The 20,987-nt window shown below is 49.7% G+C and carries 23 protein-coding genes; 8 read left to right on the forward strand and 15 right to left on the reverse strand.

Going from position 1 to position 20,987, the window contains the following annotated elements; all coding sequences use genetic code 11:
• Nucleotides 1–30 precede the first annotated feature (30 nt).
• Entirely contained in the window at nt 31–2,955 is a 2,925-nt protein-coding gene (locus AC6I9Z_RS10040; protein ID WP_461455720.1) for a M16 family metallopeptidase, read from the forward strand.
• 15 nt (nt 2,956–2,970) lie between these two features.
• Here the strand turns inward: AC6I9Z_RS10040 and AC6I9Z_RS10045 are convergent, their stop codons facing one another.
• The 5 genes from AC6I9Z_RS10045 to AC6I9Z_RS10065 form a co-directional block, all read right to left on the reverse strand.
• Nucleotides 2,971–3,600, reverse strand: coding sequence for a peroxiredoxin family protein (locus tag AC6I9Z_RS10045; RefSeq protein ID WP_461455721.1), 630 nt, complete (start codon nt 3,598–3,600; stop codon nt 2,971–2,973).
• Between the two features lie 70 nt (nt 3,601–3,670).
• A complete protein-coding gene (locus tag AC6I9Z_RS10050; protein ID WP_109357218.1) occupies nt 3,671–4,072 on the reverse strand; it encodes a GFA family protein in 402 nt (133 codons plus the stop codon).
• Between the two features lie 33 nt (nt 4,073–4,105).
• A complete protein-coding gene (gene hslU, locus AC6I9Z_RS10055; RefSeq protein WP_461455722.1) occupies nt 4,106–5,407 on the reverse strand; it encodes an ATP-dependent protease ATPase subunit HslU in 1,302 nt (433 codons plus the stop codon).
• A 56-nt stretch (nt 5,408–5,463) separates the two neighbouring features.
• Nucleotides 5,464–6,006, reverse strand: coding sequence for an ATP-dependent protease subunit HslV (hslV, locus tag AC6I9Z_RS10060; protein WP_461455723.1), 543 nt, complete (start codon nt 6,004–6,006; stop codon nt 5,464–5,466).
• A 162-nt stretch (nt 6,007–6,168) separates the two neighbouring features.
• On the reverse strand, nt 6,169–6,417 hold the full coding sequence (locus AC6I9Z_RS10065; protein WP_461455724.1) for a hypothetical protein: 249 nt from the start codon (nt 6,415–6,417) through the stop codon (nt 6,169–6,171).
• Nucleotides 6,418–6,678: 261 nt separating this feature from the next.
• Here AC6I9Z_RS10065 and AC6I9Z_RS10070 point away from each other — a divergent pair, with 261 nt between their 5' ends.
• Entirely contained in the window at nt 6,679–6,897 is a 219-nt protein-coding gene (locus tag AC6I9Z_RS10070; RefSeq protein ID WP_461455725.1) for a hypothetical protein, read from the forward strand.
• Nucleotides 6,898–6,916: 19 nt separating this feature from the next.
• Here AC6I9Z_RS10070 and AC6I9Z_RS10075 read toward each other — a convergent pair whose 3' ends face one another.
• A complete protein-coding gene (locus AC6I9Z_RS10075) occupies nt 6,917–8,203 on the reverse strand; it encodes an MFS transporter (protein WP_461455726.1) in 1,287 nt (428 codons plus the stop codon).
• A gap of 175 nt (nt 8,204–8,378) precedes the next feature.
• Between AC6I9Z_RS10075 and pgsA the strand changes: the two genes are divergently transcribed.
• The 3 genes from pgsA to AC6I9Z_RS10090 are packed head-to-tail and all read left to right on the forward strand — an operon-like array spanning nt 8,379 to nt 9,646.
• Complete coding sequence (pgsA, locus tag AC6I9Z_RS10080; protein ID WP_109357730.1) at nt 8,379–8,930, forward strand: CDP-diacylglycerol--glycerol-3-phosphate 3-phosphatidyltransferase; 552 nt, start codon at nt 8,379–8,381, stop codon at nt 8,928–8,930.
• Nucleotides 8,931–9,206, forward strand: a complete 276-nt coding sequence (moaD, locus tag AC6I9Z_RS10085; RefSeq protein ID WP_461455727.1) for a molybdopterin converting factor subunit 1 — start codon at nt 8,931–8,933, stop codon at nt 9,204–9,206. It begins immediately after the preceding gene.
• On the forward strand, nt 9,203–9,646 hold the full coding sequence (locus AC6I9Z_RS10090; protein ID WP_461455728.1) for a molybdenum cofactor biosynthesis protein MoaE: 444 nt from the start codon (nt 9,203–9,205) through the stop codon (nt 9,644–9,646). Before moaD ends, AC6I9Z_RS10090 begins: the two co-directional genes overlap by 4 nt.
• Here the strand turns inward: AC6I9Z_RS10090 and AC6I9Z_RS10095 are convergent.
• Nucleotides 9,643–10,566 (reverse strand): hydrogen peroxide-inducible genes activator, encoded by a 924-nt coding sequence (locus AC6I9Z_RS10095; RefSeq protein ID WP_461455729.1) that lies wholly within the window; start codon nt 10,564–10,566, stop codon nt 9,643–9,645. The genes AC6I9Z_RS10090 and AC6I9Z_RS10095 overlap by 4 nt on opposite strands.
• Before the next feature lie 152 nt (nt 10,567–10,718).
• Between AC6I9Z_RS10095 and epsC the strand changes: the two genes are divergently transcribed.
• The 3 genes from epsC to AC6I9Z_RS10110 all read left to right on the forward strand — a co-directional run bounded on the left by epsC (nt 10,719) and on the right by AC6I9Z_RS10110 (nt 13,264).
• On the forward strand, nt 10,719–11,423 hold the full coding sequence (gene epsC / locus AC6I9Z_RS10100; RefSeq protein ID WP_109357211.1) for a serine O-acetyltransferase EpsC: 705 nt from the start codon (nt 10,719–10,721) through the stop codon (nt 11,421–11,423).
• Nucleotides 11,423–11,779 carry a DUF2794 domain-containing protein gene (locus AC6I9Z_RS10105; protein WP_461455730.1) on the forward strand — a complete coding sequence of 119 codons (357 nt, stop codon included), beginning with the start codon at nt 11,423–11,425 and terminating at the stop codon, nt 11,777–11,779. The genes epsC and AC6I9Z_RS10105 overlap by 1 nt, the downstream gene beginning before the upstream one ends.
• Before the next feature lie 129 nt (nt 11,780–11,908).
• Nucleotides 11,909–13,264 carry an OprO/OprP family phosphate-selective porin gene (locus tag AC6I9Z_RS10110; RefSeq protein WP_461455731.1) on the forward strand — a complete coding sequence of 452 codons (1,356 nt, stop codon included), beginning with the start codon at nt 11,909–11,911 and terminating at the stop codon, nt 13,262–13,264.
• Between the two features lie 75 nt (nt 13,265–13,339).
• Here AC6I9Z_RS10110 and phoB read toward each other — a convergent pair whose 3' ends face one another.
• The 8 genes from phoB to AC6I9Z_RS10150 form a co-directional block, all read right to left on the reverse strand.
• A complete protein-coding gene (phoB, locus tag AC6I9Z_RS10115) occupies nt 13,340–14,035 on the reverse strand; it encodes a phosphate regulon transcriptional regulator PhoB (RefSeq protein WP_461455732.1) in 696 nt (231 codons plus the stop codon).
• 4 nt (nt 14,036–14,039) lie between these two features.
• Complete coding sequence (gene phoU / locus AC6I9Z_RS10120) at nt 14,040–14,765, reverse strand: phosphate signaling complex protein PhoU (RefSeq protein ID WP_461455733.1); 726 nt, start codon at nt 14,763–14,765, stop codon at nt 14,040–14,042.
• A 29-nt stretch (nt 14,766–14,794) separates the two neighbouring features.
• Nucleotides 14,795–15,592 carry a phosphate ABC transporter ATP-binding protein PstB gene (gene pstB / locus AC6I9Z_RS10125; RefSeq protein WP_109357728.1) on the reverse strand — a complete coding sequence of 266 codons (798 nt, stop codon included), beginning with the start codon at nt 15,590–15,592 and terminating at the stop codon, nt 14,795–14,797.
• Between the two features lie 53 nt (nt 15,593–15,645).
• Entirely contained in the window at nt 15,646–16,914 is a 1,269-nt protein-coding gene (pstA, locus tag AC6I9Z_RS10130) for a phosphate ABC transporter permease PstA (protein ID WP_461455734.1), read from the reverse strand.
• Nucleotides 16,907–18,289, reverse strand: a complete 1,383-nt coding sequence (gene pstC, locus AC6I9Z_RS10135) for a phosphate ABC transporter permease subunit PstC (RefSeq protein ID WP_461455735.1) — start codon at nt 18,287–18,289, stop codon at nt 16,907–16,909. Before pstC ends, pstA begins: the two co-directional genes overlap by 8 nt.
• 83 nt (nt 18,290–18,372) lie before the next feature.
• Nucleotides 18,373–19,416: a substrate-binding domain-containing protein gene (locus tag AC6I9Z_RS10140; RefSeq protein WP_461455736.1), complete on the reverse strand. Its 1,044-nt coding sequence runs from the start codon at nt 19,414–19,416 to the stop codon at nt 18,373–18,375.
• Nucleotides 19,417–19,538: 122 nt separating this feature from the next.
• A complete protein-coding gene (locus AC6I9Z_RS10145) occupies nt 19,539–19,703 on the reverse strand; it encodes an ATP-binding protein (protein WP_497811340.1) in 165 nt (54 codons plus the stop codon).
• Nucleotides 19,627–20,718 carry a sensor histidine kinase gene (locus AC6I9Z_RS10150; RefSeq protein ID WP_497810853.1) on the reverse strand — a complete coding sequence of 364 codons (1,092 nt, stop codon included), beginning with the start codon at nt 20,716–20,718 and terminating at the stop codon, nt 19,627–19,629. Before AC6I9Z_RS10150 ends, AC6I9Z_RS10145 begins: the two co-directional genes overlap by 77 nt.
• Nucleotides 20,719–20,987: the final 269 nt, after the last annotated feature.

Here is a 20,987-nt window from a genome sequence, read left to right on the forward strand (position 1 = left end):
AGTAAGATTGAGCCTGCTTATAACTGCGCCATGAAATATTATCAAAGCGCATCCGGTCGTCTTTTTATTGCCTTTGCCATTTTTACCACCGTCTCGTTCTCGATGCTGACAACGCCAGTCGAGGCACAGCCGCAGCCTGCCCAGACTGAGGTTAGCGCACAACAGCCATGGCTGTATGAAGGCAGTGACGTTCCTGTCGACACGAGCTGGACTTTCGGATCGTTGGACAATGGGCTGCGCTATGCGGTCAAGAATAATGGCGTTCCTCCCGGGCAAGTATCAATCCGGGTCCGTCTTGATGTTGGCTCATTGATGGAACAGGATCATGAGCAGGGTTTCGCACATTTTATGGAGCACCTTTCGTTCCGGGGCTCCGAATATGTTCCTGACGGTGAAGCTAAACGCATTTGGCAGCGGTTAGGTGCGACGTTTGGCAGTGACAGCAATGCAGAAACCACGCCAACTCAGACGGTGTACAAGCTTGATCTGCCCAATGCCAATCCGACAAGTCTGGATGAGAGTATCAAGATTATTTCCGGTATGATTAGTGCGCCGGGTTTGACTGCGCAGGCAATCAACGCCGAGCGCCCTGTCGTCATGGCAGAATTGCAGGAACGTCAGGGGCCACAGACAAAAGTCCAAGACGCCACGCGAGAACTTTTCTTTACCGGCCAGCGCTTGGCCAACAGGGCACCCATCGGGACCCCGGAAACATTGAGTGCCGCGACACCCCAAGCGCTACAACTCTTCCATCGCCGCTGGTATCGACCAGAAAATGCAGTGATTGTCATCGCCGGAGACGGCGATCCGGCAGAATTTGAAGCGCTGCTGAAAAAGCACTTTTCTGACTGGAAGGGCAAAGGTGAGCCAGGTGTCGCACCAAATTTCGGAGATCCTGTGGCTGGTGCTGATATCAGCCGGGTGTTGATCGAACCAACCTTGCCACGTTTCATATCAATGGCGACCGTCCGGCCATGGCGTAAGGTGGACGACACCATCGCTTATAATCAACAATTGTTGATTGATCTTTTGGCGCTCCAGATGATCAATCGTCGCCTTGAGGCGCGTGCGAGGGCAGGGGGCAGCTACCTTCAAGCGAATGTGAACCAGGAGGATGTTAGCCGGTCGGTGGACGGCACCTTCGTGAATATCGTGCCCTTGGGTGATGACTGGGCTGCTGCTTTGAAAGATGTACGGGCTGTAATAGCTGACGCAACCACTCATGCACCTTCCGAACAGGACATCGCAAGGGAAATAGCAGAGTTTGACGCGGCGCTTTCCATTGGTGCCGAAGGCTATGCAACAGAGGCCGCCCGAAAGCAGGCGGATGATATTGTCAATGCCGTTGATATTCGAGAAACCGTGGCCACACCACAAACAGCGCTTGATGTGTTCCGTGAGATGCGGGACCTTTACACACCTCAGCGCTTGCTTGAATCAACACAAAAGCTGTTTGATGGCATTGCAACGCGAGCTTTGCTGACCTCTCCCACGGTAGTAGACGACGGCAATTCCAAACTTGCTGCTTCGTTGCTGGAAGAAGTCCAGGCGGCAACGAACGTGCGGGTGGAACAAGCGAACCTTGGTTTTGACGCGCTGCCACGTATCGGACGCAAGGGGAAGGTTGTCTCATCACAGATGAACAAGCGTTTCGAGATCGAACAGCTGATATTGTCAAACGGTGTTCGGGTGCTGCTTTTCCCCAACAAAGCCGAACGCAATAAGATCATGGTCAACACCCGTTTTGGTACGGGATATAGTGGTCTAAGCACCGATGATAAAGGATTAGCCTGGACTGGAGCAATGGCTTTGATGGCGAGCGGTGTCGGTGATCTGGGACAAGAGGAGCTGGACAAAATCACTACCGGTCGGAGGATCGGGCTCGGGTTTGAGATCGATGATGACGCCTATGAAATCAAGGCCGATACGAGAGCAGCCGACCTTGAAGATCAATTGCATTTGATAGCTGCCAAGTTGCAATATCCGAGATGGGATGCTGCACCAGTTATTCGCGGGCGTGCAGCCTCTTTGATAGGCTATGACAGTTTTGCCGCTTCGCCGCAGGCGGTGTTACAACGAGATTTGGAATGGTTGATACGCGGCAAAGATCCGCGCTGGAAAACACCGGACAAACAGGATTTTGAAGCGCTGACGCCCAAGGATTTCAAGAAATTTTGGAAACCGATTTTGTCGAGCGGCCCTATTGAATTGATGTTATTTGGTGATTTCGAACGGGACGAAGCGGTTGACGCGGTGCTGAAAACCTTCGGCGCACTGCGCAAACGAAAAGTCTCTGTCATTCCGGACGATAGTCGGTCGCCTATGTTCCCGTCTTCCAAAGCGGGGCCGGAAATTCTTGTTCACAAAGGGGATGCAGAGCGCGCAGCCGCTTTAATTGCCTGGCCAACCGGCGGCGGACTGCAGAATATCAAAGAAAGCCGTCAGTTGGAGGTTCTGGTATCAATCTTCAATGATCGCATGTTTGAAATTTTACGCTCCAAAGAAGGGGCGAGCTATAGCCCGCAAGTGATAAATAGCTGGCCGGTCGCTTTTCAAAAGGGTGGATATATAAGCGCCTCCAGTCAGTTGACGCCAAATAATATCGACCGTTTTTACGGCGTGGCCGAATTGATCGCGAAAGACCTGAGAGAAAAACCGGTTAGCCTTGATGAGTTGAACAGGGTGGTAGAACCGCTGCGCCAACTCATATCTAGAGCGAGCAGTGGTAACAGCTTCTGGATGAGTCAGTTGGAGGGTGCGAGTTTTAACCCTAAGAAGTTCATGGTTTTAAGAACGTTACTGAGAGATTACACGGTGATCACACCTGGAGAAGTTCAGCAGCTGGCTCAAAAATATCTCAAGGATTCAACCAAGTGGAAACTGGTTGTGCTACCGGAAGGAAATGAAAAAGCCGAAGTCGGAGCCGACGCGGCTTCTTCCTCGGCTTCCCGATAGGCGATTAAAAAGGCGTTATATCGCGTCGACGATCGCCAGCAGTTGATCATTTGTTGGGCGTTTCTTGAAATCACCCGACACAGATTTGGCAATGATCTTGCCATCCTTGTCGACAACGATGACTGAAGCATAGGGAACGCCAACGGCTTTTCCTTCGGTATATTGTGGATCGCGCAATTCAAACGCATCGATCACTGCAGAATTCTCGTCAGACAGCATTGTATATTCCAACATCTGGTTTTTGGAGAAGCGGTCCTGGCTTTCGACACTGTCATAGCTGACGCCGTATAGTTTATAGCCCCTCTGATCGAGGTCGCTGACAATTGCGTTAATGCCTTTCAACTGAGTCTGACAGAATGGACACCACTCTACCGAACGTGTGAATACTAGAATTGCTGGACCATCCTCCAGGATACTGGCCAGTGTCTTGCTACCGTCGCCGGTATTAAATTCTGCCTTAATAGGAGCCGAAGAACCAACAGCAAGGCCGGCGTCGATGGTCGGAACTTCCTCGACTGTTCCAGCCACTGCGGGTTCAGCTGCTTCTGATGTTTCTTCGCCGGCATCCACTGGATTTCCAGATTGTGAACATGATGCGAGGGCCAGTGCAGAGGTCAAAGCCAAAAGAGATACACTCTTTTTCAAAATAATTCTCCTGTGGTTTCTCAGCGGCAATTCGCCGCAGGACGGTATGCGGTTACGGATTCAAGACAGATTATTCCTGCGGTGGAAAGCGATCAAAGGCCGGTAACTCGTGTGCGACCTTTTCCCAAGAGATTTGTTCCGCAAGCTGGATGTTCATTTCAGGAATATAGGCTTCTGGCTCATCAAGTGTGGCCGTTTGCACGTCGATCATACCCGGCAAGATATTGGCATTTTTATAAGCGATTCCTGTGCCGCAATTGTTGCAGAAAAGTCGTTCTGCACCGTTTTTGCCCTCGACTGTTTTGGGTTCACCACTAACTAGGGAAAATTCATCATTTTCTAGCATAATCCACGCCACGGAAGCCGAGCCGCTGCTTTTCTGGCAGTCACGACAATGGCATATGGACTGGTTGATCGGCTCACCAGATATTTCATAGCGCACTGCTCCACAATAGCACCCACCCTCAGCCATATTCTGCTCCCGTCAGATCAAGTTTGGAAAATCCTATAGCACATATTTGGACAAGTCTGTGTCCTTCGCAACATCAGATAGCTGGCTATCGACATAGGTGGCATCCACCGCGATTGTTTCCCCTTTGTGATTTTCTGCATCGAAACTTATCTCTTCCAGCAGTTTCTCCATCACGGTCTGCAATCGGCGTGCACCGATATTCTCTACCGTCTCGTTCACATTGGCTGCAATTTGTGCAAGTTTTTCAATAGCATCTTGTGTGATGTCGATGGTGACTTCTTCGGTGCCCAAGAGCGCGACATATTGCTCAGGCAGATTGGCTTTCGTTTCCGTAAGAATGCGAACAAAGTCTTTTTCAGTTAACGCGCGAAGTTCAACTCGAATGGGAAGCCGACCTTGTAGCTCAGGCAACATGTCACTGGGTTTGGAGATAGAAAAAGCGCCAGATGCGATGAACAGGATATGATCCGTTTTCATCGGACCGTATTTTGTCGCGACCGTCGTGCCTTCAATTAAGGGGAGGAGATCGCGTTGAACCCCTTCTCGGCTGACTGAACCACCGCGCACATCGCTGACCGCGATTTTGTCAATTTCGTCAAGAAATACGATACCGTTGGATTCCGCGTCGGTGATCGCTGCTCGTGCAATATCATCATCGTCGAGGCGTTTGTCTGACTCTTCCTCGATCAATTTGTCCCAGGCATCGGCAACCCGCATTTTCCGTCGTTTCATCGCATTCTGGCCAAATGCCTTACCCATCATGTCAGACAGATTGATCATTCCGACCTGACCGGACATCCCCGGTATGTCCATCGGTGCACTGGGGGTATCCTCTACCTCAATCTCGATTTCGGTGTCGTTCATATGATTATCGACCACCCGTTGGCGGAAACTTTCCCGCGTCGCTTCGCTTGCATTTTCGCCGCATAATACGTCCAGCAAACGCTTCATGGCTGCATCGCTGGCTACGTCACTGACCGCCGAGCGGCGGCGTTCGCGTTCCAGCCTCACCGCTTCTTCAGCAAGATCGCGGGCAATTTGCTCTACGTCACGACCGACATAACCGACTTCAGTAAATTTTGTGGCTTCAATCTTGATAAACGGCGCATCCGCCAGTTTGGCAAGACGCCTTGATATTTCAGTCTTTCCGCAACCCGTGGGGCCAATCATCAGAATGTTTTTCGGCGTCACCTCTTCGCGGAGATCCACAGGTAGTTTTTGACGCCGCCAGCGGTTGCGTAATGCGACTGCGACTGCGCGTTTTGCGTCTTTCTGTCCGACAATATGTTCGTCCAGAGCCTTAACGATGGCTTTCGGGGTAAGATTATCTAGCATGTCAAACCTGTAGTGGAATAAATGTGGAAAATTTGTGGCTGAATGGCGCAAGTAATCTAAGTGGCGCTGTCCAGCGTTTCGATTGTAAGCTGATCGTTGGTGTAGACACAGACTTCTGCAGCAATAGCCATGGCTTTGCGTGCGAGCTTTTCGGCATCTTTTTCATAGTCAATCAAAGCTCTGGCAGCAGCAAGGGCGAAGTTTCCACCAGACCCGATCGCAGCAATGCCCTGGGTAGGTTCAAGAACATCTCCATTGCCGGTCAGAATCAGTGTGACCTCTTTATCTGCAACGATCATCATGGCTTCAAGATTGCGTAGATATTTATCCGTGCGCCAGTCCTTTGCGAGTTCCACCGCTGCACGCATCAACTGACCATTGTGGCGTTCCAGTTTCGCTTCTAGGCGCTCGAATAATGTAAAGGCATCTGCGGTAGCTCCGGCAAAACCACCTATGACTGATCCGTCATGCAGTTGCCGAACTTTTTTGGCATTGGGTTTCATTACGGTTTGACCCATGGAAACTTGACCGTCGCCAGCGACGATCACTTTACCATTTTTGCGGACGGAGAGGATGGTGGTGCCATGCCATTGTTGCATGCCATGGTGCTGATTTTCTGTCATAAACCGGATATGGGAAATCTGTCGGTCAAGTGCAACCGTTTGTGCCTCAATAGCTATTTTTCATACTTACTGATACCTATTGCGCAAAAAAAATGGCGACCAAAAGGCCGCCATTTCAAAATCACTTAGCGCCTGAACTCAGGGGCTTGTTGGATCGTCATCACTTCCATCAGCAGCGATGATGATACCGCCAATAACTGCGGCAGCAGCAAGAACGGCGATGATGATGCCTGATCCGCCTTCAAGTTTGCTTTCTTCATCTGCAGATGCACCAGCACGAACAGGTTGAGAAACTTTAGCCACTGGCTGTGCAGCCTGTGCGAACACAGGTGTAGCAACCAGAGATGCAGCTGCAACTGCAGCCATACCAATTTTACCGAAACGCATATTTTGCTCCTTCAGGGTTTCGCATTTCACTCAATACGTAGTTCCCATTGCCATAACAATTGTTTGAAATCAACAAGGTTTATGGTTTTGATCCTTAATGTTAGTCATTGTTGCAAAGATCACACATTCTTTGATTTCACTCCATTCTGGATAGATATTCTGCCTTGGAAGCATCCATAGGACTGTGTCATCTTAATACAAAAGGGCAGAGTGGCAATTTTCTGTTGGATTCTATGACTAACAAATTGTTAACAAGTCGGCATGAAAAAGAATCTGAACCGCTCACTTGCATTGCATCACGAAGGCGTGAGGCATCCTTTTCGGCTTAGTTTGCCGCTTGAAGCTTTGTCTCTGGATGATGAGCAAATCAGTTTGGCAGAAACTGCCAAAAAGCCAAGAAAACGACTGAGTGAGGATGCAAGCCTCTTTCTTTTGAGTTTTTCGGCGTTCTTTACCGCTTTTTACCTGTTCATCTTTTGAACAGTTTTTCAAGACGGCTTTAGTCGCAGGCGAGATGCAATTGCTGGCCTAGCCATGCCGCGACGATGCACATTCCCGTTACCAACAACAGCTGTTCAGTGGTTGAAACACCCAACAGGCTCAGTCCCAATGCGGCCAATGCGCCTAGCACCATACATCCCGAGTTGACCACGTTGTTGGCTGCGATTGTCCTCGCAGTTTCGCTGATATCGACGGTCGTAGTCAAGAAAGCGTAAAGCGGGACAACAAACATTCCACCAAAAACCGCTACGCCGGCCAAAGTGCCAAGCAGAGCCCATGCGCCGTCGTGCATCATGAATGTGCTGAATGTATAGAGCTCGCCATTGGGTAGACCTTCCCAGCCGCGAGCGATGAAATATAGTATCAATACGAATATGCCCATCGCGATGACACTATACGGAGCGTATCGCGCAGAAACTTCGCTTTTTAGTAGGCGATTTATCAATATCGACCCCACTGCAATACCAACCGAAAAGACCCCCAGAAAAAGGCTGGCGACTGCAGGTGTGGATGTCAGGACATTTTCCACCAATGGCGGAAACTGAATGATCAGCACCGATCCTATTGTCCAAAAGAAACTGATAGCCACGATTGCGAGATATAGCCTCCGAACGTGCAAGGTTGCGGAGATCAATTTGATGGACGAGCGAATAAAGTTGAAATCAATCTTTTCGACTTCTTTTTGTGGCGGCGCGCTTGGCATAAACTGCGCGCCTATACGGCCCACCAGCGCCACCAGAAACACGGAAACAACCGCCAGCTCAACGCCATTGCCATTGCGATCGATAATGATTCCGCCCAATATTGTGCCCGCTAATATCGCGATATAGGTGCCGGCTTCTACCAATCCCGTTCCCGCTAACACTTCGTCTTTTTCAAGATGTTGGGGCAAAATCGCATATTTAATTGGTCCAAAAAACGTCGATTGTAAGCCAAGCAGGAACAGAGCGGTCAGCATGATCGGGATTGATTGTATCAACAGACCAATGCCACCGATGACAGCGATCGCAATTTCAAGCGTTTTGACGAGCCTTGTGATCCGTGCTTTGTCATAATTGTCCGCCAGTTGCCCAGCGAGCGACGAGAACAGAAAAAAGGGCAGGATGAAAATTCCAGAAGCCAATGCATTAAACTGAAAGTCCTGTGCTGGATCCTTATAGATGCCATATGTTACGAGGATAACCATTGAGAATTTGAACAAGTTATCGTTAAATGCTCCAAGCATTTGCGTGATGAAAAGCGGCCAAAAGCGGCGCTTTGCCAATAGTCGAACGGCTGATTTCATTCTTGGAGTTTTCCTGTTGTTGAGCATTGTCAGACAGGGGGATAGTTTTGGCGTTACCCTAACGATGTTGCCCGATAGCGCAAGGCGTTGGATGCGAGAAAATTTACGCATCAATGCCGGGATCGCAACGATAGGATTTAACTTTTGACCAAACCTCGTTATGGCAGCGGGCAATATGTTGAATCTACCGAATATTTTGACCCTTTCCCGTATATTCACGGTGCCGTTTCTGGTCGGTTTACTATGGTGGCCGGACTGGAAACTGGGCTATTTGCTGGCGACGGTATTGTATGGGTTGATGGCGATAACGGATTATTTTGATGGCTATCTTGCACGATCCCAGGGCACAGTGTCCAAGCTGGGCATCTTTCTCGACCCAATTGCCGATAAGATCATGGTCGCTTCGGTCATTCTTATCCTCTGCGCAACCGGCGACATAGAAGGTTATAACGTTATAGCGGCTCTGATTATTCTGCTTCGCGAAATTGCAGTGTCTGGATTGCGTGAGTTTCTGGCAGGACTGCAAGTCAGCGTTCCGGTTTCACAGCTGGCCAAATGGAAAACCACATTTCAACTCATTTCGCTTGGCGCTTTGATATTGTCCGGTGGGTTACCGCAGTTTGGATTTATTCTTACCGTCGGCATATGGACACTTTGGGCTGCGGCGATATTGACGCTCATTACAGGCTGGGACTATCTACGGGTTGGTCTGAAGCATATGGATTAGATGACCAGCGAAATGCCCAACCAGATCAACATTGTCTATTTCTCCTGGGTAAAAGAGCGGCTTGGCCGTGATCAGGAACTATTGGAGCTTCCTGAAATTGTGGAGAATGTCGGCCAACTTGTCGAGCATCTGCAAAATTGTCATCCAGTCTATCGCGATGTATTTTCCGATCTTAGAAAGTTGCGTTTCGCTTTGGATCAGGATTTTGTCGGGCTGGAAGCGTCACTGCGTGATGCTGAGGAACTTGCGATATTTCCACCGGTAACGGGCGGATGATCAGGGTATCTGTCATAGAAAGTGATTTTGATGCCGGTGCGGAAATCAAAAACCTGTCTGCGCTCGGTGGTGGTGCCGTGACCAGCTTTATTGGACAAGTACGAGGCGATGGCACGCTTGATGCGCTGGAACTTGAACATTATCCTGCCATGACCGAGAAGGCGCTACGCAAAATTGCTGATGAAGCGTTAGAAAAGTGGGATCTTCACGGGATTACTATCATCCACAGGGTGGGGCGTTTAAGCGTTGGTGAACAGATTGTTTTGGCATGCACCTGTTCCGACCACCGTCAGGCTTCGATTGAAGCCTGTTCCTACATCATGGATCAGCTCAAGACAGTTGCGCCGTTCTGGAAAAAAGAAATAAAACAAGATGGCAGCGAGAGCTGGGTCGAAGAACGTCAGTCAGACCTTGATGCCGCCAAAGGCTGGCAAAACTAGGCAGCTTTTTCTGTAACCCAGCTTTGACTCTGGCGCATGATCTCCGCCAGAAGCTTGAATTCCTCTTTGCGAGGACTGTTTTTGCGCCATACCAAAGCGATATCACGAAATGCACGATCCGACTTGATAGGCCGTGCCAAAATATCGGTATGGGTCAGAATTCCGCTATCGATGGCCATTTTCGGAAGTAAAGTTAGACCCAACCCGTTATCGACCATTTGAACCAGGGTGTGAAGTGACGTACCCATCATACGCGCGGATGCTCTGAGCTCCGGGCGATCACAGGCGGCAAGAGCATGATCTTTCAGGCAATGGCCGTCCTCCAGCAACAAGAGTCTATTTTCATCTATGATCGCTGGATCAATCACTTTGGGCGGATCGCGAGGATCATCCTTCGGAAAAGCAACAAAAATTTCATCATTGAATAGAGTTTCCGATTCAACATCACCGCATGAAAAGGGCAGGGCTAACAGAACACAGTCCACTTGCCCGTGATTGAGTGAATCACAGGCCGAATGACTGGTTTCTTCCTTGAGATAGAGTTTGAGTTCCGGCCGTTCTTTTCGCAATCTGGGGAGCAGTTTGGGCAATAGAAATGGCGCAATTGTTGGAATTACACTCATGCGGACATCACCAACAAGTGGCTGACCAGCGGAACGCGCCATGTCGGAAAGCTCTTCCGCTTCCCGCAAAATACGGTGTGATTTTTCCACCATTTGCTTGCCAAGTTCAGTAAAGCGAACCACGCGGCGTGTCCGTTCTACCAGCATTACATCAAGCAATGTCTCCAGTTCTTTAATGCCGGCTGAAAGGGTCGACTGGGTAACGTAACAAGCTTCCGCCGCCCGTCCAAAATGACCATGCTCTTCCAGTGCCACCAGATATTGCAGCTGCTTCAGTGTCGGCAGGTAGTTTGACATGATTTGACCCTTCGATGAATGGCTGCCCAATAATTCAAGATGATCATAAATACGAGTGCAAAAAGACCCGTTTTAAATGAGTTGCAAGAAAGGACTGGAAATATCCGATCGGGGTCCTTAGCTTATCTACTTGTAAATTGTCGGAGGAAGACATGTTTCGGGACCTTGGTGAGTATCTGGACTCCATTAAAGCGAGAGACCCCGCTCCTCGCTCCCGCTGGGAAGTGCTCCTTTATCCGGGTGTATTAGCTTTGGGTTTGCACCGGATTGCGCATTGGTTCTTCAAAGGTGAACTCTTCTTTTTTGCGCGGTTTGTGAACCATTTTTCTCGCCTTTTTACTGCTATCGATATTCATCCAGGTGCCAAGATTGGCCGACATTTGTTTATTGATCACGGTTTTTCGGTAATTGGTGAAACTGCCGAAATCGGGGACAATGTTACTATTTATCAATGCGTGACGCTTGGCGGGACCAATCCGGCAAACGGTGTCGGTGGCAAGCGGCATCCAACCATTGAGGATGATGCCATCTTAGGATCTGGCGCACAGATACTAGGGCCCATTACGGTAGGTAAAAGATCACGTATCGGGGCCAATGCCGTGGTGACGCAGGACGTACCAGAGGGTGCGACGATGGTGGGTGTTAGGGCTCGTCCAACGCTTGTTCAAGTAGAACAATATCAGGAAGAATTCACCCCCTATGGAACTCCATGCAGTGAGGTTTTTGATCCCGCAACGCAGAAGCTTGAAATCTTGCAATGTGAAATGGAGCAGCTGCAAAAACGGATCGCCGCATATGCAGAGGGCCGTGACAAGCCTCAGAACGATAAATCGGAAAGCAAAAGAGATAGCGCCTGATGCGCTCTGAAAATTCCAACGTTTCATCTTTTCCCAACAGGAAAGTGTCCTCCGTTCAGGTAGGATTTGAAAGGAAAGAAATGGAACGGATTCTCAATCTTTACGGACGAATGGTCGCGGCAGGCCATTGGCGTGATTACGCAATGGATATGGGTAAGGACGCAGCCGTTTTTGCTGCATTTCGGCGGACATCGGAACGCCCACAGATGCGAATCGAGAAGCGTCCGGCGGATCGCAATAAACAAGGTATGTGGACGTTGCATGGCGAGCATGGGCAGATACTAAAGCGTGGCCATGAGCTTGCCGGGGTGCTTGCTCCAATGGAACGCAAATTATTGAAACTGGTCTCAGAATAAGGCACTTCAGTCCGGAAAATTGGGAAACAATCAACTCGTAAAAAAACTGCAATAAAAAAGACGTTTTTCCGAAACCTAAAAATCATAGAGCCGTCATCAATCAAGACATTGTTTGGGGATTCTGTGAACATGAATTTGAAATCTACTCTTGTAACAAGTGCCGCGATCTTGGCACTTTTGCCGAACCAGGCCATTGCGGCGCAAATATCGAGCGAGGAAGCAGCAGCGCTATTGGAGCGTCTTAATCAGCTGGAGCAAGAAGTCGTCAGCTTGCGCGCGCAGCTTGGTAGTGTTGAAACCTTACAACAACGGCAAGGCAAGCAAGTCGCTGCGGTAGAAAAAGTCGCTCAAACCAAAGAGAAAACCAGTATCAAGTTTAAGGGCGCTCCTGAAATCAAAACCGACGACGGTTGGAGCTTCAAGCCGCGCGGTCGTATTCTCTACGATTTCAATAATCTTTCATCTGTACCATCGACAATTGATATTCCTGGCGAAGGTTTCTCAAACGAAGCACGGCGTGTTCGCTTGGGCGTGCAGGGCAAGATTCCTGGCGGTTTCGGCTATAAGCTTGAGGCGGATCTTTTGGACGGTGTTGAACTAACCGACGCCTATCTCGATTATAAAAGCGGTGGTCTAACGGTAACGGTTGGCCAGCATAATAACTTCCAGTCATTGGAAGAAATATCGAGCAGCAACGATACCAGCTTTATTGAACGTTCTGCCTTTACCGATGCATTTGGTTTTCAGCGTAAGGTCGGTGTTTCCGCAGCTTACAAGACCGGTGATTTGTTGCTGCAAGGCGGTGTATTTACCGACAATATTGATGACCTGAGTGACGGTAACGACAGCATCAGCCTTGATGGCAGGCTGGTGTTTGCGCCAAAACTTGGCGATGCCCAGCTTCATCTGGGTGGCTCCGTTCACTGGACGGATCTTGGAGATACCATTGATTCCGTCCGCTATCGGCAGCGCCCTTTGATCCACAGCGTGGATACGCGTTTCATCAACACTGGCAACATCTCCGCAGAAGAGCAGCTGACTTATGGTCTGGAAGCTGCTTTGATTTCCGGTCGTTTTCATGCCGCTGCCGAAACTCACTGGGCAAAGGTCAGTCGGCCCGGACTGGCTAATCCCACCTTTTTTGGCGGTTCGATAGAAGCCGGGTTGTTTCTGACCGATGACAAGCGCGAATATAAGGGCGGTGTTTTCAAAGGTGTGAAAGTTAACAATCCCGTTGGTTCGGGTGGTTCTGGTGCCTGGCAAGTAAATGTGCGTTATGACCGGCTTGATCTTACAGACGCTGGAATCATTGGCGGTACGCAAGACGGATATATGGCATCACTAATTTGGACTCCGGTCGATTATGTTCGTTTTCTGGTAAACTACGGCCATCTATCTTATGGTAATGCTCTTGGCATCGTTACTGGAGCCCCGGATGACTATTCGGTTGATGTTATCGGAGCACGGGCGCAGATTTCTTTCTAGAAACTCCAAGCAGAGCAAATGAAAAAGGCCGGCAAAAGCCGGTCTTTTTTTGCGCTCATTGCAGAACATCTTGGGCTAAGCGGCTTCCGTATCAAGAGCATAGCCAGCAGATCGGACTGTTCGGATAATATCCGGACGCTGGTTTGCGTTCAACGCCTTGCGCAGGCGCCGAATATGAACATCGACGGTCCTTAGCTCTATGTCGCTGTCTTGCCCCCAGACACTGTCCAGCAAGCGCTCACGCGAAAACACCCAGTTGGGATGCTCCAGAAAATGGCGCAACAGCCGAAATTCAGTTGGACCGAGAGGAATGGTGTCGCCATCACGTTTCACCTTGTGGCCCACAGTATCCATCTCCAGGTCCCCAAAAGCGAGCTTCTCGCCCGCCAATGCAGGTCGGACACGCCGCAATACAGCTTTGACCCGGGCTATCAACTCGCGCGGGCTGAACGGTTTTGTAATATAATCATCAGCACCGGTTTCCAGACCGCGGATTTTATCTTCTTCTTCGCCACGAGCGGTTAGCATTATGATCGGAATATTGGCAGTTTCCGGAGAACGACGGAGACGGCGGCAAACTTCTATACCCGAGAGGTTTTCGATCATCCAATCCAGCAAGATAACATCGGGACGATTCTCCTTCACAAGCAGCAATGCTTCCTCGCCATCAGCGGTTTGAATGACGTCATATTCCTCTTTTTTGAAGTTCCATGACAGCAGTTCGGCCAGTGCAGCGTCATCTTCAACCAGTAACAGTCTTGCATTGGACATATTGCTATCTCCCGTCGGTCGGTTCTTCTATTAAATCAGTGGGGTTCTCGCCGCGATCACGTTCCGGCATCGGCTCACCTTTGGCGGCAAAATAGACCATTTCCGCAACATTGGTTGCGTGATCGCCGATACGTTCTAGATTTTTGGCGATGAAAAGCAGATGCGCTGCTTCCCCAATGTCCTTTGGATTTTCGATCATGTAAGTGATAACCGAGCGAAATATACTGGTATAAAAATCATCAACGATCTGGTCACGCTCGCTAACATCAAGAGCCAGATCGGCGTCTCGCCTGGCAAAAGCTTCCAGAGAGTCTCTCACAAGTTCTGAAGCCACATTTGACATTGAGGGCAATAACGAAGCAGGACCCAGTTTATGGGTGCTGGCGATAACGGGGACGCGTTTCGCTATGTTCTTCGCATAATCACCGATGCGTTCGACAACGCCGGATATCTTGAACGTAGCGATTAACTCACGCAAATCGTCAGCCATCGGTGCACGCAGGGCAATTGTCTGAAAAGTCAGATCATCTATTCGCTTTTCCAAGTCGTCGATCAACTTGTCTTCTGCAACAACTTCTTCAGCCAGTTTCAGGTCATGCTTTTCCAGGGCACGCATTGCCTTCGAAATCGCCTGTTCGCTGCGACCACCAATTTCTGCAACCATGCCGCGCAGCTCATTTATATCGGTGTCAAAAGCTTTAACGGTATGTTCTGTGCCGCTATTTGGCATTTTTGGGGTTCCTTCCCTTTGCAGTTCGCTTAGCCGTAGCGTCCGGTAATATAGTCCCGCGTTTTCTCTTCCGTAGGATTAGTGAATATGTCGGACGTTACGCCATATTCCACCAAAGTTCCCAAATGGAAGAAGGCGGTACGTTGCGACACCCGGGCAGCTTGCTGCATATTATGTGTCACGATTACGATAGCATATTTCCCGCGCAGTTCGTGGATCAGTTCCTCAATCTTCGCCGTTGCGATGGGATCAAGCGCTGAACAAGGCTCGTCCATCAAGATTACTTCGGGGTCAACTGCGATAGCACGGGCGATACACAGCCTTTGCTGTTGACCGCCGGATAGGGCGGTTCCGCTGTCCTGTAACCGATCTTGTACCTCACCCCAAAGACCCGCCCTCTGCAGCGACGTTTCTACAATATTGTCGAGCTCATCCTTGCTGCTGGCAAGCCCGTGAATACGGGGGCCATAAGCGATATTGTCATAAATGGACTTGGGAAATGGATTGGGTTTTTGAAAAACCATCCCGACCCGTGCTCGCAGTTGCACGACATCCATCTTCGGTGCGTAAATATCCTCGCCTTCCAAGGTAATGTCGCCGGTCACCCTAGCAATGGGAATAGTGTCATTCATCCGGTTCAAGCAGCGCAGAAAGGTAGATTTCCCGCAACCGGAAGGGCCAATGAATGCAGTGACGTTGTCCATAGTAACATCAATGGACACATCTTTGATCGCCTGTTTCTCACCATAAAAAACATCCACATTGCGGGTTGTCATTTTCAATGGTCCATCGCCAGCAGAAATGGCGGAAGCTGTGGTCTCTGTCATGATTGGACTTTCACTGGAACTGGTACTGTCTAATAATTCTGTCATATCACGATCTACCAGCGGGTTTCAAAACGATTGCGTAGATATATCGCAAGAGCGTTCATTGTGAGAAGGAATAGTAGCAGCACAATAATTGCCGCCGAGGTTTTTTCGACAAAGCCGCGATTTACCTCATCCGACCAAAGGAAAATTTGCACCGGTAGAACGGTGGCAGGTTCAACAATACCGCCCGGTGGTGTAGCGATAAAGGCGCGCATACCAATCATCAGCAAAGGCGCCGTTTCGCCCAAGGCCCGGGCCATACCAATAATCGTACCTGTTAGGATGCCGGGCAGGGCGAGCGGTAGAACATGATGAAAGACAACCTGCATTTGGCTGGCACCTATGCCCAAAGCCGCCTCACGAATAGATGGAGGTACGGCTTTGACGGCATTGCGCCCGGATATCACGATTACCGGCATGGTCATAAGAGCCAGCGTTAGCCCCCCTACCAGTGCAGCGGATCGCGGCAAACCAAAGAGATTGAGGAATACAGCCAAACCAAGCAAACCAAAGATAATCGATGGAACGGCAGCAAGATTGTTGATGGAAACCTCAATCAAGTCGGTGAAACGGTTTTTTGGCGCATATTCTTCAAGATAAAGGGCAGAAAGTACACCTATCGGGAAGGCAATGAGCAATGTGATGAACATTGTTATCAATGAACCTTTCAGCGCCCCCCATATCCCGACTTGCATCGGGTCAGTCGCGTCAGAATTGGTCAAGAAATTCCAGTTAAATCCAGTGCTCAACTGGTCTTTCAACTCGGCGACCATGTCTTCCGCAGTCTCGCTGCCACTTCCTTTAAACGCGACATCAATTTCTGATTCGACCGGCAGGTATAGCGTCGTTTTTGTTTCTACAATCTGGGGGTTTTTCAGTATCTCTTGATTGACGGCCTGCCACCCGCCAGCTGAGAACAATTCGCTGCCTTCTTCGCCATATTGAATTTGAACACTGGTGTTTACAATATCCTGAACACCCAATGTCCTGAGATTGGCCGGGCCATTTGCTCCTTTAAACTGATCTGCAGAGGCGCCTCCCGTCATGGCAGGAAAGTCAATTTCGACTGGTAGTTCAGTTTGGGTAAAGCCGCGCAGGCCGTTTCCGACCATCACGATCATCAAAAATGCCAGAAAGCCCGCTGATAATATGATCGCACTGATACCCAGCGCCTTGAATCGTCGTTCGGCGGCATAGCGCTTGCGAATGCGCTGTTGCATCGCACGGCTCTGCCAATCCGTGGGGTTCCGTTCTTCCACAAAGGTCGCGCTGCTATTCATAAGCTTCTCGATATTTTTTGACGACTCTAAGGGCGATGAGGTTGAGCAGAAGGGTTACTATGAACAGCACGAGCCCAAGCGCAAAGGCGGCAAGAGTTTTGGGACTGTCAAATTCCTGATCACCGGTCAGCAGTTTAACGATCTGGGTCGTTACAGTTGTTACACTAGAAAACGGATTGGCGGTCATATTTGCAGCGAGACCTGCAGCCATAACAACGATCATCGTTTCACCAATGGCACGACTTACGGCGAGCAAAACGCCACCGACCACACCCGGTAAAGCAGCCGGAATGAGGACCTTTTTTATGGTTTCACTCTTTGTCGCGCCCATGGCGAGCGATCCATCACGCATCGCACTGGGAACCGCGGCAATGCTATCATCAGCCATAGAGGAAACAAAGGGTATGATCATGATGCCCATAACTACACCAGCAGCCAGTGCGGATTCTGAAGAGGCTCCGCTAATGCCGATGGAAACCGCAAAATCCCTCAGGGCCGGCGCAACAGTCAAAGCTGCAAAATAGCCATAAACAACCGTCGGAACGCCAGCGAGTACCTCCAAAATCGGTTTCATCCATGCGCGAAAATTAGGTGGTGCATATTGGGTGAGATAAATTGCGCTCATCAAACCCAGCGGGATGGCAACTATCATCGCAATGATAGCGCCGATAAACACAGTGCCCCAAAATAGAGGAATTGCACCGAATCCAGTCTCGCCCCGTGGCCCTGCGACGGCCTTGGGATTCCATTCGGTTCCGAATAAAAAGTCGATGGGAGATACCATCGAAAAGAATCGCGCCGATTCAAAGATCAATGATACAAATATACCGATGGTGGTAATGGTGGCGATGAGCGAGGCAAAAAGCAGCAGCAGCATGGTTGCGCGTTCAATCTTTGTACGTGCCCTGAGTTCCGGCTTTAGTCTAAGCCATCCGAAAGCACCGCAGGCAAACACCAACAAGAGCGCAGCAACCATCCCGAGTGTCCGATAATAGGATATTGCGGTTCGATAAGGTTCAACCATGGATTGAGAGAGAGGGTTAAAGGCTTGAACTTGTTGCCCCGATGCGATGGAGCGCGCTTCCGCTAATATGGCGCCTCGCGCGAAAGGATCTTGTGGGAGTTGTTCTGCCGCTGGGCTGGACAACGCCGCATCGGTGATGAGCGCCGGGCTAGCCGTGTTCCAGATCATAAGAAATAAAAGGGCAGGGCCGATAGCCCAAAGGGCGACATACCAACCATGATAATTGGGGAGTGAGTGTACAGCTCCCCTTTTTTTGTTGTCAGCTGAAAAACGGCTGGCTTTGACGCGGCCGAAAAACCACGCAATGCCACCAAGGACAATGATCAGCATGAAGAGTATGGAGCCTGTCACGGTAGAATAACTGATCCTTGGTTAGGAATAGGTATAGCGGAATGCGGACCCTTTAAGAAAGCGGCCCGCATTCCGCTAGCAAATTATTTCAGTTCATCACCGGTCAAGACTGGCAGACTTTTTACAGTGTCGGCCATTTGTGTTCGAATGTCATCAGGTGATGCGATCAGGCCAGCTTTAATAAGGTAGCCATCAGACCCACCAGCACTGACGAACTCTGTCAAATACTCCTGAAGACCAGGGATAACACCTACATGCTGCTTTTTAGCATAGATATAAAGCGGTCGCGCTCCTGGATATTCACCAGATGCAATGGCGTCATAAGCAGGTTCTACATCGGAAACCGCAACGCCGCGGACTGAGTCGGTATTTTCCTCCAGAAAGCTATAGCCAAAAATTCCAAGACTGTTTGGGTTTGCCTTCAACTTCTGGACGATCAGGTTATCATTCTCACCGGCATCGATATAGGCACCGTCGGCACGGACATCATGGCAGATAGCGTCATATTCATCTTCATTTGTGTCTTTCAACGCTTTGGTTGCGGCGTCGGTTTTGCAGCCGACTTCCATGATCAACTCGGTAAGTGCATCACGTGTGCCAGACGTTGATGGTGGGCCATAAACACTGATTGCGATATTAGGGAGTGAAGGATCAATATCGGACCAGTTTTTCGTCTCATTCTTTTTACCAAATGGTCGTTCTGCAATGGCTTCATATATTTGCGTCGGCGTCAATTTGATCGATGGGCCTTCATTGGCTTGTGCAATCGCGATGCCGTCAATTCCGATTTGCACTTCGATCACATCAGTGACGCCGTTTTCCTTGCACATTTCAAACTCGGTTACCTTCATCCGCCGCGATGCGTTGGCAATATCAGGAGTATTGGCTCCAACGCCTGCGCAGAATAGCTTCATTCCGCCGCCGGTGCCGGTTGATTCCAGGATGGGTGACGTGTTTGCTCCACCAGCGCTAAATTGTTCCGCCACCGCTTTAGCGAAAGGGAAGACGGTTGAAGAACCGACAATGCGAACTTCACTGCGTGTTCCGCCCTGTCCACCAGAAGCCTGATCCTGACATGCCGCCAAGGCGAGTGTTGATACCGCCAAAAGAGCGATTTTCTTAAACATTTTACCGTCCCCGTTTTCTATGGAGTGTTAAAAAAAATTGGCCAAGAATCGGTCCTGATTTCTGGCCGGTTGCACAGCATTTAAAAGTCCGCAGTGTCCTAATGATTACATATTTATGACACTTATATTACATCGGGTATGGTGATGCTTCCGCCCTGTGGTTTGATAACCGGCAGGAATATTGCGACAGTCGTGCCAACGCCTTGTTCACTAGTTACTTCCATCCGGCCGCCGTGCCGTTCGGTGATATGCTTGACAATGGCTAGCCCCAGCCCGGTTCCACCGATCGATTTGCTCCGCCCTTTGTCTACGCGGTAAAAAACGTTCCGTTAGTCGCGGAATATGCTCTGCAGCTATTCCATCGCCTTGATCCGTCACGGACAGGCGAAGCATCGAGCCATTTCGGTTGGGTTTGACTGCAACTGATACAGGCGTACCCCGTCGTCCATATTTAATGGCATTGCTGACCAGATTATGAAGCAGCTGGGATATCTGCGCATGGTCGCCCTGGATCATCGGCAAGTTGTCGGGCAGAGACATAACAAAATTGTCTTCATTTTTGCTACGACCGTTCAGAAAAACCGTTCTCACTTCTGCCACAAGCTTGGCCAGATCAACTGGCTCTGCGGGTAATTGATATTTTTCGGCTTCTATACGGGACAGCGACATCAGATCTTCGACCAATCGCTGCATGCGGTCGGCTTCACGATACATGATTGTCAGAAAACGTGCACGTGTGTCTTCATCTTTGCCTGCTTCGGGGTTCTCCAGAGTCTCGATAAAACCTTTTATGGCCGCCAATGGCGTACGCAGTTCGTGACTGGCATTGGCCACGAAATCAGTACGCATACGTTCTGCGGCGTAGCGGCTGCTTTGGTCTGACAACTGAACCAGCTTTAGTCCGTCATCCAGTGCATGAATTCGTAACTCCCAACGCTGATCAGCACTGCCGACTCCGACTAATAAAATGGGTTCTCCTGTATGTTCGGCATTGGGATTGGCCAAGCGGTCGGCAGCTGCCGGATGACGAATCGCGACCCGCACATCCTCTCCGATAATATGATTGCCTAGAAAATTTTTCGCAGCCGGATTAGCCATCGCTACTTTGGCGTTGCGGATAAGTAAAATCGGGTCGGTAATGGGATCAACCACATCTTGGTAAGCTTCCGCTCTACCTTGGAATAGTAGCCGTTTTTTTTGCCGTTCCAGCGCGTTGAAATCTGGTGGCGGCGGTGCACGATCTTCCAAGGCAACAATGGCAAGGGCGACGATTCCAAATGCCGACATAATTATAATTTTCATCAGTGCAGCGGAAGTCTGAGCAGCCAAAACTGATCCCCCGATGATCAGGAGAATCGCAAAAATCAGCCGAAATGGGGAAATTGTGTTCATATTTGCCGTTGCGCTGGAATTCGGTCCGCTTGTTTAGGCGGGTTTGCACAGAAACAGCAACGGCTATGTAAAAATTGTAGTCGATGATGCTCATCCGGAGATTGCAATCAAATCTCAGGTATTAACGGTTTTAGCCAATTTGTCCCGTTTATGGACGACGATTTGCTGTTGCGACTGTT

The organism is Parasphingorhabdus sp. (genome assembly GCF_059726685.1).